At 60.9% G+C, this 12266-nt stretch carries 12 protein-coding genes; 9 read left to right on the top strand and 3 right to left on the bottom strand.

The genetic code is table 11. From position 1 onward, the window contains the following. Nucleotides 1-107 precede the first annotated feature (107 nt). From HDC30_RS26540 to HDC30_RS26530, 3 genes are all read right to left on the bottom strand, one after another. Nucleotides 108-1052: an ornithine cyclodeaminase family protein gene (locus tag HDC30_RS26540; protein WP_183785819.1), complete on the bottom strand. Its 945-nt coding sequence runs from the start codon at nucleotides 1050-1052 to the stop codon at nucleotides 108-110. A 137-nt stretch (nucleotides 1053-1189) separates the two neighbouring features. Then, complete coding sequence (rhlB, locus tag HDC30_RS26535) at nucleotides 1190-2662, bottom strand: ATP-dependent RNA helicase RhlB (protein WP_183785817.1); 1473 nt, start codon at nucleotides 2660-2662, stop codon at nucleotides 1190-1192. Between the two features lie 96 nt (nucleotides 2663-2758). After that, a complete protein-coding gene (locus HDC30_RS26530) occupies nucleotides 2759-3415 on the bottom strand; it encodes an alpha/beta hydrolase (protein WP_183785816.1) in 657 nt (218 codons plus the stop codon). A 468-nt stretch (nucleotides 3416-3883) separates the two neighbouring features. On the opposite strand from HDC30_RS26530, the gene HDC30_RS26525 reads away from it, so the two are divergent. The 9 genes from HDC30_RS26525 to HDC30_RS26485 all read left to right on the top strand — a co-directional run bounded on the left by HDC30_RS26525 (nucleotide 3884) and on the right by HDC30_RS26485 (nucleotide 12156). After that, the gene (locus tag HDC30_RS26525; RefSeq protein WP_007965188.1) at nucleotides 3884-4915 is read left to right on the top strand and encodes an amino acid ABC transporter substrate-binding protein; all 1032 of its coding nucleotides are present in this window, start codon (nucleotides 3884-3886) and stop codon (nucleotides 4913-4915) included. A 65-nt stretch (nucleotides 4916-4980) separates the two neighbouring features. Further along, the gene (locus HDC30_RS26520; protein WP_097086328.1) at nucleotides 4981-6162 is read left to right on the top strand and encodes an amino acid ABC transporter permease; all 1182 of its coding nucleotides are present in this window, start codon (nucleotides 4981-4983) and stop codon (nucleotides 6160-6162) included. Between the two features lie 10 nt (nucleotides 6163-6172). After that, nucleotides 6173-7270, top strand: coding sequence for an amino acid ABC transporter permease (locus HDC30_RS26515; protein ID WP_027610941.1), 1098 nt, complete (start codon nucleotides 6173-6175; stop codon nucleotides 7268-7270). 13 nt (nucleotides 7271-7283) lie between these two features. Continuing rightward, entirely contained in the window at nucleotides 7284-8048 is a 765-nt protein-coding gene (locus HDC30_RS26510) for an amino acid ABC transporter ATP-binding protein (protein WP_003221897.1), read from the top strand. Between the two features lie 135 nt (nucleotides 8049-8183). Beyond that, complete coding sequence (locus HDC30_RS26505) at nucleotides 8184-8843, top strand: FadR/GntR family transcriptional regulator (protein ID WP_183785815.1); 660 nt, start codon at nucleotides 8184-8186, stop codon at nucleotides 8841-8843. Further along, complete coding sequence (locus tag HDC30_RS26500; RefSeq protein ID WP_183785814.1) at nucleotides 8833-10119, top strand: CynX/NimT family MFS transporter; 1287 nt, start codon at nucleotides 8833-8835, stop codon at nucleotides 10117-10119. The genes HDC30_RS26505 and HDC30_RS26500 overlap by 11 nt, the downstream gene beginning before the upstream one ends. A gap of 204 nt (nucleotides 10120-10323) precedes the next feature. Further along, nucleotides 10324-10794, top strand: coding sequence for a nuclear transport factor 2 family protein (locus HDC30_RS26495; protein WP_183785813.1), 471 nt, complete (start codon nucleotides 10324-10326; stop codon nucleotides 10792-10794). A gap of 39 nt (nucleotides 10795-10833) precedes the next feature. Continuing rightward, nucleotides 10834-11136, top strand: a complete 303-nt coding sequence (locus HDC30_RS26490) for a GIY-YIG nuclease family protein (protein WP_097086337.1) — start codon at nucleotides 10834-10836, stop codon at nucleotides 11134-11136. Nucleotides 11137-11220: 84 nt separating this feature from the next. Next, nucleotides 11221-12156, top strand: coding sequence for a glutathione S-transferase family protein (locus tag HDC30_RS26485; protein ID WP_183785812.1), 936 nt, complete (start codon nucleotides 11221-11223; stop codon nucleotides 12154-12156). Nucleotides 12157-12266 lie beyond the last annotated feature (110 nt).

Here is a 12266-nt window from a genome sequence, read left to right as displayed (position 1 = left end):
CCTGTGGGAGCGAGCCTGCTCGCGAAAGCGGTGTATCAGTCGACATCTTCGGTGAATGTCAGACCGCATTCGCGAGCAGGCTCGCTCCCACAATGGGATGTGTGGTGTCAGTTATTTAATTGATAAACCGCATTGGCCAGCGCAATGTCTTCCAGGCCCAGGCCAATTGAACGGAAAAATACGTGACGGTCGTAACCGGGGCGCGGCACTTTCTCGCTGAGCAGGTCGGCGAGGTCACCGACAATCGCAGACTTGTCCCAGCCATGCTGCTCGGTCGCGATCAACATCTCACCGGCCGAGCCCGGCGTGGTCAGCCGATAGTCACAGAACACTTGCATGTCGCCCAGGCTCTGCGGCGGCACCTCATGGGCGCGTGGCGCGTTGGTGCTGATCGAGGTGATCAGCGCCGGTTTGCTCAAGCTGGCCGGGTCGATGACCGGGCCGGCGGACGAGGTGCAGAGCATGATCACGTCCGCGTCTGTGAGGGCGACATCGCGGCTGTCGGCAATCTTCACCCCCGGGTAGATCTCTTTCAGCAGCGCCCGGGTTTCAGCGTCTTCAGACAGGCTCGGCGAATACACGCTGATGTTCTGCCAGTCGCGCAGACCTTTCACGTAATGCAAATGAGCCTGGGCAACCTTGCCGCTGCCGATGATCGCCAGTCGTTGGGCATTCAGCGGGGCGAGGGCATCGACTGCAACGGCGGTGGTCGCTGCAGTGCGTGCGGTGGTCAGCTCGCCGGCATCGCAAAGCAGCAGCGGTTGGCCGGTTTTCATCGACATTAATAGGGTCCACGCTGTCACCAGTGGCCCTTGCTCGCGGACGATGTACGGCGAGGTCTTGACCCCGTACACGCCGTCCTCGGCCAGCACCCCCAGATAATTGATGAAGTCGCCGGCGCCCTGCGGAAACTCCACCAACTGCTGCGCCGGTTGCACGGCGTGGCCGGCGGCGAGGTCGCGGAACAGTTTTCGCAGGATCTGCGGCACGTCGATGCGCGCCAGCAGCTCGCGGGCCTGGGTGTGGTCGATCACGTAGGGTGTACTGGTCATGTCAGGCTCCACGGTCTGGATATAAACTAATTTGTCCATTATGGACTTTTAGTTGTCTACCGCAAGCGCCTGTTGAAAACGCCGGGCAAAAAAAAGCGCAGTCCGTTGCCGGCTGCGCTTTTTGCGTTACAGATCGCTTACTGCGGCTGCGGACGCTTGCGTTCCACCGCGCGCAACAAATGCGTCGGCGGTGTTTCGCAGCTGATCTTGCGACCGAGTTTCTCTTCGATCGACGGCAACTGGTAGGAGTCGTCCTCGCCGGCGAAGCTGATCGACACGCCGTCGGCGCCCGCGCGACCGGTACGGCCGATGCGGTGTACGTAGTCGTCCGGCACTTCCGGCAGGGTGAAGTTGATCACGTGGCTGATGCCGTCGATGTGGATGCCGCGACCGGCGACATCGGTGGCCACCAGCACGCGGATCTTGCCTTCGCGGAAGCCTTCGAGGGTCTTGATGCGCTTGTGCTGCGGCACGTCGCCGGACAGTTGCGCGGCGTTGATGCCGTCACGCACCAGGCGCTCTTCGATGCGGCGCACTTCGTCCTTGCGGTTGGCGAAGACGATCACGCGTTCCCAACCGTTGTCGTTGACCAGGTTGTAGAGCAGTTTGTATTTGTCAGCCGCGGCCACCGCATAGATGTGCTGCTCGACGTTTTCGTTGGCCACGTTGGTGACTTCGATTTCAACGATTGCCGGATCGGTGGTCCATTGCTTGGCCAGGTTCATCACGTCTTCGGTGAAGGTCGCGGAGAACAGCAGGGTCTGACGCTCGGACTTCGGCGGGGTCTGGCGAATGATCTGCCGCACTTGCGGGATGAAGCCCATGTCGAGCATGCGGTCGGCTTCGTCCAGCACCATCACTTCGACCATGTCCAGATGCACGTCGCCGCGCTGGTTGAAGTCGAGCAGACGGCCCGGGGTGGCGACGAGGATGTCGCAGTGGCGCGCTTCGAGGTGCTTGAGCTGCTTGTCGAAGTCCATGCCGCCAACGAACGTCATCACGTTGAGGCCGGTGTACTTGGTCAGGTCTGCAGCATCCTTGGCGATCTGCACCACCAGCTCGCGGGTCGGCGCGATGATCAGCGCACGGGGTTCACCCATGTAGCGTTCTTTCGGCGGTGGCGTCTGCAACAACTGAGTGATGATCGAGATCAGGAACGCGGCGGTCTTGCCAGTGCCGGTCTGCGCGCGACCGATGGCGTCTTTGCCGGCGAGGGTAAAACCCAGCACCTGCGCCTGGATCGGCGTGCAATACGGGAAGCCCAGGTCCTGGATGGCGTGCATCAGTTCCGGAGCGAGCTTGAAATCGTGAAAGCGGGTTTTGCCTTCCTGGGGTTCGACGACGAAATCTTCGAGCTTCCAGGGAATGACCGGTGCCTTGGGCTTCGGTTCGCGGCGCGGCCGGGGTGGTTTCGGCGCTTCGGCGCGGACCGGTTCGGTGGCGATGGCAGGTTGCGGCTTGGGCTGGGGTGTCGCTACCGGAGCCGGACGTTCAGCCTTGGGCGCATCGCTGCGAGGGCCGGGGGCGTGCGACGGCGCACTGGGGACTGGCGCGAGCTGCTCAGCCTCGCTTTTACCGAACATTTTCTTGAGTGCTTTGAGCACGGTCATCTCATCAATTGGTTAAGGAATGTACGCCGGCCAGTGTAATGCAAGAAACGGGCGCGGCGTAGTGGGATGATCAAAGCGGTCCGCCAAGCGGCCGAATCAACGCAGGCGTTCGCTCAGCCAGACGCCAATGTCGCGAATTTCTTCGGGTAACACTTCGTGCTCCATTGGGTATTCCTGCCATGTCACGGTGACACCATGCTTCACCAAATGCTCATAGGCGCTGCGCCCCATCGAGTTCTGCACCACGCCGTCGAACTGGCCGTGCAGGCACAGCGCGGGAATACGCTGTTGACTGGCTGAAAGCTCCATCTCGTCAGTGAAGGTCGGGGCATAGGTGGAGAGGGCAAGTACGCCACCCAACGGACCTTGCCACTTTATATAACCGGTGTGCAGAACGACGGCGCCCCCCTGGGAAAACCCGGCGAGAAAAATCCGCGAAGCGTCTATTCCGCTGGCGCGCTCCTTTTCGATCAATTCAATGATGCGATCCGCCGACGCTTCCAGCTGCTCACGATCAATCGACCGCGCCGGGCTCATGGCCTTTATGTCGTACCAGCTCGGCATCTCGTAACCACCATTGATGGTGACGGGCTGGGTTGGCGCTTGCGGCAATACAAAGCGGGTAGTCAGCAGGCTTTCCTGCAGCGCTTCGGCGACCGGCAAGAAGTCATAGCGGTCCGCGCCGAGGCCGTGCAGCCAGATTACGCAGGCGTCTGCAGGCTTTACGGGTTGAAGAATCAGGGGCTCGGTCATGGCTGCTCCAAAAATGTGCGGGCGCTCTCAATAAGTGCGTGATTGAGGTGCGCGTCCGGTCGATCCGTTAAGAAGATGTCGCAAGGCTACAAGTTTTGCTATTGACCTGTCGCGCAATCGCTTCAGCAGGCGGTGTGGTACGGGCTTTGCTATGGAGGATTCTGTACGAAGCGTCCTACGCCTTGCGGTAACACTATCAGTGTACGTCTTGCGACGGGATTGCAAAGAATCCGGTGATGGATGTTCGCCAATGGCCGCTACGGGCAAAGCGAACGTGAAATGGCTACAGCCCGTTCGGCCGATTGGTGAGAAGTGAGTTGTCCATGATGTGGATTTTCTCCTACTAGACTCATAGCGAAGGTCTTACGTCGGTTGACCCCAAAAAAAGCCAACACGGGTCAACAACGCCTCAAAAGGGTGCGACTGGACTCAAGCTCCGACACAACAAGAGCAAAACTGGAGGTTTGAATGAAGATGTTGAAATCCACTCTGGCGGTCGTGACTGCAGCAGCAGTACTCGGCGTCAGCGGGTTCGCTCAGGCGGGTGCAACCCTGGATGCCGTGCAGAAGAAAGGTTTCGTGCAATGTGGCGTGAGCGACGGTCTGCCGGGTTTCTCGGTGCCGGACGCTTCGGGCAAGATCCTCGGGATCGACGCTGACGTCTGCCGCGCTGTGGCCGCTGCCGTATTCGGCGACGCCAACAAGGTCAAGTTCAGCCAGTTGAACGCCAAGGAGCGCTTCACCGCGCTGCAGTCCGGCGAAATCGACCTGCTCTCGCGCAACACCACCATGACCAGCTCGCGCGACGCCGGCATGGGCCTGAAATTCCCGGGCTTCATCACTTACTACGACGGCGTGGGCTTCCTGGCCAACAACAAGCTGGGCGTGAAAAGTGCCAAGGAACTGGACGGTGCAACCATCTGCATCCAGGCCGGTACCACCACCGAACTGAACGTGTCCGACTACTTCCGCGCCAACGGCCTGAAGTACACCCCGATCACTTTCGACACCTCCGATGAAAGCGCCAAGTCGCTGGAATCCGGTCGTTGCGACGTGCTGACCTCCGACAAGTCGCAGCTGTACGCACAGCGCAGCAAACTGGCTTCGCCAAAAGACTACGTGGTGCTGCCGGAAACCATCTCCAAAGAACCACTGGGCCCGGTCGTGCGTAACGGCGACGACGAGTGGCTGGCGATCGTTCGCTGGGTTGGCTACGCGCTGCTGAACACTGAAGAAGCCGGCGTGACCTCGAAAAACGTGCTGGAAGAAGCCAAATCCACCAAGAACCCGGACGTCGCTCGTCTGCTGGGTGCTGACGGTGAATACGGTAAGGACCTGAAACTGCCGAAGGACTGGGTTGTGAAAATCGTTTCGCAGGTCGGTAACTACGGTGAAATCTTCGAGAAAAACCTCGGCAAGAGCACTCCGCTGGAAATCGACCGTGGCCTGAACGCGCTGTGGACCAACGGCGGCATTCAGTACGCACCACCAGTGCGCTAATGGTTCTATCACCCGGCGGGCCAACCGCCGGGTGATGTTCTGTTCCATTTCTTCCGGGGCACTTCATGCAAAATTCAATCGGCGCACCAAAGCAGAGGCTCAGCCTCAGCGATCCGCGAGTGCGTGCGTGGCTGTTTCAGATCATCACCGTCGTGGCGGTGGTCGCCATGGGCTGGTATCTGTTCGACAACACCCAGACCAACCTGCAGCACCGGGGCATCACCTCCGGTTTCGACTTTCTGGAGCGCAGTGCCGGGTTCGGCATCGCTCAGCACCTGATCTCCTACACCGAAGCGGACAGTTACGCTCGGGTGTTCGTGATCGGCTTGCTCAACACCCTGTTGGTGACCTTCATCGGCGTGATCCTGGCGACCCTGCTGGGCTTCATCATCGGTGTGGCGCGGCTGTCGCCGAACTGGATCATCAGCAAACTGGCGACCGTGTATGTGGAAGTGTTCCGCAACATTCCGCCGCTGCTGCAGATCCTGTTCTGGTACTTCGCGGTATTCCTGACCATGCCGGGACCGCGCAACAGCCACAACTTCGGCGACACTTTCTTCGTCAGCAGCCGGGGCCTGAACATGCCGGCCGCGCAAATGGCTGACGGCTTCTGGGCGTTCTTCATCAGCGTGGTGCTGGCCATTGTCGCCATCGTGCTGATGTGCCGCTGGGCCAACAAGCGTTTCGAAGACACCGGCGTCCCGTTCCACAAGTTCTGGACCGGTCTGGCGATCCTGCTGGTGATCCCGACCTTGTGCGCGCTGATCTTCGGCGCACCCCTGCACTGGGAAATGCCGCAACTCAAGGGTTTCAACTTCGTCGGTGGCTGGGTGTTGATCCCGGAACTGCTGGCGCTGACCCTCGCCCTGACCGTGTACACCGCGGCGTTCATCGCGGAAATCGTCCGTTCGGGGATCAAGTCGGTCAGCCATGGCCAGACCGAAGCGGCGCGTTCGCTCGGCCTGCGCAATGGCCCGACCCTGCGCAAGGTGATCATTCCGCAAGCCTTGCGAGTGATCATTCCGCCGCTGACCAGCCAATACCTGAACCTGGCGAAGAACTCGTCGCTGGCCGCCGGTATCGGTTATCCGGAAATGGTTTCGCTGTTCGCCGGCACCGTGCTCAACCAGACCGGTCAGGCCATCGAAGTCATTGCCATCACCATGAGCGTGTACCTGGCGATCAGTATCAGCATTTCCCTGCTGATGAACTGGTACAACAAGCGCATTGCGCTGATCGAGCGGTGAGGAAACGCGCATGACAACCCATACTTTCAAACCCGACATGCCACCGCCGGCCAAGGTCTTCGGCCCGATGGCATGGATACGCGCGAACATGTTTTCCAGCTGGCTCAACACCCTGCTGACCCTGTTTGCGTTCTACCTGATCTACCTGGTAGTACCACCGATCCTCAGTTGGGCGATTCTCGATGCCAACTGGGTCGGCACCACCCGCGCCGATTGCACCAAGGACGGCGCCTGCTGGGTGTTCATTCAGCAGCGTTTCGGCCAGTTCATGTACGGCTATTACCCGGCGGAACTGCGCTGGCGCGTTGACCTGACCGTGTGGCTGGCGGTGATCGGCGTGGCACCGCTGTTCATCAAACGCGTGGCACACAAAGCTGTGTACGGCCTGAGCTTCCTGGTGATCTACCCGATTGTCGCCTGGTGCCTGCTGCACGGTGGCGTGTTCGGCCTCGACGCCGTGGCGACCAGCCAGTGGGGCGGTCTGATGCTGACCCTGGTCATCGCCACCGTGGGTATCGCCGGCGCCTTGCCGCTGGGGATCATTCTGGCGCTGGGCCGGCGCTCGAACATGCCGGCGATTCGTGTGGTCTGCGTGACCTTCATCGAGTTCTGGCGCGGCGTGCCTTTGATCACGGTGCTGTTCATGTCCTCGGTGATGCTGCCGCTGTTCCTGCCCGAAGGCATGAACTTCGACAAGCTGCTGCGGGCGCTGATCGGGGTGATCCTGTTCCAGTCGGCCTACGTTGCCGAAGTGGTGCGCGGCGGTCTGCAAGCGATCCCCAAAGGTCAGTACGAAGCGGCAGCGGCGATGGGCCTCGGTTACTGGCGCGCCATGGGCCTGGTGATTCTGCCGCAAGCCCTGAAGCTGGTGATTCCGGGCATCGTCAACACCTTCATTGCGCTGTTCAAGGACACTAGCCTTGTGATCATCATCGGGCTGTTCGACCTGCTCAACAGCGTCAAGCAAGCCGCTGCCGACCCGAAATGGCTGGGCATGGCCACCGAAGGCTACGTGTTCGCCGCCCTGGTGTTCTGGATTTTCTGTTTTGGTATGTCGCGCTATTCCATGCATCTGGAACGCAAGCTCGACACTGGCCACAAGCGTTAGGAGTTCTCTGTAAATGAGCGAAGCAATCAAAAAGCCTGTCGGCCCTGAAGGCATTATCCAGATGCAGGGCGTCAACAAGTGGTACGGCCAGTTCCATGTGCTGAAAGACATCAACCTCAACGTCAAACAGGGCGAGCGCATTGTCCTGTGCGGCCCGTCGGGTTCGGGCAAATCGACCACCATTCGCTGCCTCAACCGTCTGGAAGAACACCAGCAGGGCCGCATCGTCGTCGATGGTGTGGAGCTGACCAACGACCTCAAGCAGATCGAAGCGATCCGCCGCGAAGTCGGCATGGTGTTCCAGCACTTCAACCTGTTCCCGCACCTGACCATCCTGCAGAACTGCACGCTGGCGCCGATGTGGGTGCGCAAGATGCCCAAGCGCAAGGCCGAGGAAATCGCCATGCATTATCTGGAGCGCGTACGCATTCCGGAGCAGGCGCATAAATTCCCGGGGCAACTGTCCGGCGGTCAGCAACAGCGTGTGGCGATTGCCCGCGCGCTGTGCATGAAACCGAAAATCATGCTGTTCGACGAACCGACCTCGGCCCTCGACCCGGAGATGGTCAAAGAGGTGCTGGACACCATGATCGGCCTCGCCGAAGACGGCATGACCATGCTCTGCGTGACCCACGAAATGGGCTTCGCCCGCACCGTGGCCAACCGTGTGATCTTCATGGACAAGGGCGAAATCGTCGAACAGGCGGCGCCGAACGACTTCTTCGACAACCCGCAGAATGACCGTACCAAACTGTTCCTGAGCCAGATCCTGCATTGATCGAAATCAGCCAGTGAAATAAACCCGGACCTGTTCCGGGTTTTTTTTGCCCGCGATTTGCCCCTTGTGCCGATTCGGCTGCCTGACTACCATGTCAGGAAATTCATCCTATGATTGGATGAAAGGGCGAATTTCATGACAGACATCTCACCTTTGATCAAGCGATCCCTGGTCGATCAGGCCTTGGATCAACTGCGCCAGCGCATCAGCGATGGCGTGTGGCAGGTCGGCGAACGGCTGCCGACCGAGCCTGAGCTGTGCGCCGATCTGGGCATCAGCCGCAACACCGTGCGCGAAGCCATGCGCGTGCTGGCGTTTTCCGGGTTGATCGAAATCCGTCAGGGCGACGGCAGTTATTTGCGCGCAGTGGTCGATCCGATGGACACGCTCAAAGCGTTGTCCCGCTGCTCGCTGGAGCAGGCACGCGAGACTCGGCACATCCTCGAAGTCGAGGCCATTGGCCTGGCCGCGCTGCGTCGCACCGATGAAGATCTCGCCGCATTGCGCGAAGCGCTCGGCACCAGCGGCAGCCACTACCACGGCGATCTCGACACTTACATTGCCTGCGATCTGGTGTTCCACCGCCGTCTGGTGGACGCCGCGCACAACCCCACCCTCAGCGAGTTGTATCGCTATTTCTCCAGCATCGTCGGCGCGCAATTGCGCCAGACGCTGAACATCGTCCCGCGCCGTCAGGAAGTGTTCGACCTGCACATCGAGTTGCTCGATGCCGTCGAACAACGCGACCCGGAACGGGCCAAAGCCATATCGAGGCAGTTGATCAATGAACCTTGAAAGCGAGAAAAACTTTTCAACCCCCAAGCGCACGGCGGAGCTCGAAGAGCTGCTGATCGACGCCGAGGCTGACGACGAACAAGTACAGCAAAGCCATCCGCTGGTGCGCCGGCCGTGGCTGTTGCTGCTGGGGCTGATTCTGGTGGCGCTGAACCTGCGCCCTGCGCTGTCGAGCATGGCGCCGCTGCTCAGCGAAGTGTCGAAAAGCCTTGGTCTGTCTGCGGCTCAGGCCGGTTTGCTGACCACGTTGCCGGTGTTGTGCTTAGGACTGTTCGCGCCGCTGGCGCCGATTCTGGCGCGGCGTTTCGGCGCTGAGCGGGTGGTGCTGGGGATTCTGCTGACCCTGGCCGCCGGGATTATTGTGCGCAGCAACTTCGGTGAGATCGGGCTGTTTGCAGGTAGCGTGCTTGGCGGTGCGAGCATCGGCATTATCGGCGTGCTGCTGCCGGGCATCGTCAAACGCGACTTCGCCAGACACGCCGGAACCATGACCGGCGTCTACACCATGGCCCTGTGCCTGGGCGCGGCAATGGCCGCGGGTTCCACCGTGCCGTTGAGCGAACACTTCGACCACAGCTGGGCACTGGGCCTGGGCTTCTGGGTAATCCCGGCGCTGGTGGCGGCGTTGTTCTGGCTGCCGCAGGTCGGGCAGAAACACGGCGCGCACAACGTCGCCTATCGGGTGAAAGGTCTGCTGCGCGATCCGCTGGCGTGGCAAGTGACCTTGTACATGGGCCTGCAATCGTCGCTGGCGTACATCGTGTTCGGCTGGTTGCCGTCGATCCTGATCGGTCGTGGCCTGACTCCGACCCAGGCCGGCCTGGTGCTGTCCGGTTCGGTGATCATCCAGCTCGCCAGTTCGCTGGCGGCGCCGTGGCTGGCGACCCGTGGCAAGGACCAGCGCCTGGCGATCGTGGTGGTGATGGCGCTGACCCTCGGTGGTCTGTTCGGTTGCCTGTATGCACCGATTGAAGGGCTCTGGGGCTGGGCGATTCTGCTGGGGCTGGGGCAGGGCGGTACGTTCAGTCTGGCGCTGACCCTGATCGTGCTGCGCTCGCGGGATTCGCATGTGGCGGCGAACCTGTCGAGCATGTCCCAGGGCTTCGGCTACACCCTGGCGTCGATGGGGCCGTTCGCGGTCGGCGTGGTGCATGACTGGACCGGCGGCTGGAATGCTGTGGGCTGGATCTTCGGCATCATTGGCACCGGTGCGATCATTGCCGGCCTTGGTGCCGGCCGGGCGCTGTACGTGCAAGTGCAAAGCGAAAAGATCTGACGCGGTTCAACTTGTAGGAGTGAGCCTGCTCGCGATAACGGTGTGTCGGTCAACATTGCGCTGACTGATACACCGCTATCGCGAGCAGGCTCACTCCTACAGTGGTTCTGTGTGCGGCTGATATTCGCTTTGCGAATGCCGATAGTGTTTCTGCGATTTGCAGCTTATCGTGCTGGCAATCTGTCCATTTCCCGGAGTTTGCCCATGAGCGAAGCCCACGCCGCCCTGATCACCCGCTTCTACCAGGCCTTCCAGCGCCTCGACGCCGACGCCATGGCCGCCTGCTACACCGACGATGTGGTGTTCAGCGATCCGGCCTTCGGTGAACTGCGCGGGCGCGATGCCGGCGACATGTGGCGCATGCTCACCACCCGCGCCAAGGACTTCTCCCTGACCTTCGACAATGTCCGCGCCGACGAGCGCAGCGGCGGCGTGCACTGGGTGGCGACTTACCTGTTCAGCCAGACTGGCAACGTGGTGATCAACGATATCCAGGCGCGCTTCGTCTTTCGCGACGGCAAGATCTGCGAACACCACGATCACTTTGACCTGTGGCGCTGGTCGCGGCAGGCGTTGGGCTTCAAAGGCCTGCTGCTCGGCTGGACTCCGCTGGTGCGCAACGCGGTCCGGGCGCAGGCGCTGAAAGGTCTGAAGGCATTTCAGGCTACTCGCTGATAAGATCGCGGCCTGTTTCCTACACATCCAGATCCCGAAGTGACCAGCCTCAGCGAAAAACCGGTTGAAGTCGTCGAGCCAGCGAGCAAGGCCTGGTTCGTCTACCTCGTGCGCGCGGCCAACGGTTCGCTGTACTGCGGGATCAGCGACGACCCGGTGCGCCGCTTCGCCAAGCATCAAAGCGGCAAGGGCGCACGCTTCTTCCTGTCCAGCCCGGCGATGGCGCTGGTCTACACCGAGCGTTGCCGCGACAAGAGCGACGCGTTGCGTCAGGAACGGCTGATCAAAAAACTGCGCAAGAGCGCCAAGGAATGCCTGGTCGCGTCTTATCAATCTGACTGATTGGTTCCCATCAGGCAGATCTGTAGGCTGCTAATCAAATGCACGCTAAGCTGCGGACTCACTTTCTGTGCGGCGGAGCCGAGCATGTCCGAGTTGATTCTGCATCATTACCCGACCTCTCCATTTGCTGAAAAGGCTCGTCTGCTGTTGGGCTTCAAGGGGCTTTCCTGGCGCTCGGTGCACATTTCGCCGGTGATGCCCAAGCCGGATCTGACCGCGCTGACTGGCGGCTACCGCAAGACCCCGGTGTTGCAGATCGGCGCCGACATCTATTGCGACACATCGTTGATTGCCCGTCGTCTGGAGCAGGAAAAAGCCCTGCCAGCGTTTTTCCCGGAAGGCCAGGAAATGACCAGCGCCAGCTTCGCCGCTTGGGCTGATTCGGTGGTGTTCCAGCACGCGGTCAGCCTGGTGTTCCAGCCAGAATCGGTGGCGGTGCGTTTCGGCAAGTTGCCGCCGGAAGCGATCAAGGCCTTTATCGCTGACCGTGCCGGGCTGTTCAGTGGCGGCAGCGCCACGCGACTGTCGGCCGAACAGGCCAAGCATCAATGGCCAACGATCATGGCGCGGCTGGAGCAGCAATTGCAGCGCGAGCAGGGCGACTTCCTGTTCGGTGAGCCGTCGATTGCCGACTTCGCCCTGGCGCATCCGCTGTGGTTCCTCAAGGCGACGCACGTCACTGCGCCGTTGGTCGATGAATATCCGGCCGTGACTGCCTGGCTGGGCCGTGTGCTGGGCTTTGGTCATGGTGCCGCGAGCGAAATGACTGCCGAGGAGGCGCTGGAAGTGGCGCGCAGTTCGACGCCGGCGGCGCTGCCGGATGAGCAGTTTGTCGATCCGAACGGTTTCAAGGCCGGGCAGCAGGTGGCGATTGCCGCGACAGATTACGGGGTTGATCCGGTGGTGGGTGAGTTGCTGTTTGCTGGCCGCGAAGAGCTGATCCTGCGCCGTGAAGACCCGCGTGGCGGCGTGGTGCATGTGCACTTCCCGCGCTTTGGTTTCCGCATCGAAGCCCGCTGATCAGCAAGCGGCCTTTGCTTGGGGGGCAATTGTGGTGAGGGGATTTATCCCCGATGGGGCGCGAAGCGCCCCCAAAAAACTGCACGCCCTACCAAGCAGATTTTGCGACG

The sequence above is a fragment of the Pseudomonas sp. JAI115 genome, from assembly GCF_014200835.1.
Classification (GTDB): Bacteria; Pseudomonadota; Gammaproteobacteria; order Pseudomonadales; family Pseudomonadaceae; genus Aquipseudomonas; species Aquipseudomonas putida_A.
This window is presented reverse-complemented; position numbering and strand designations above follow the sequence as displayed.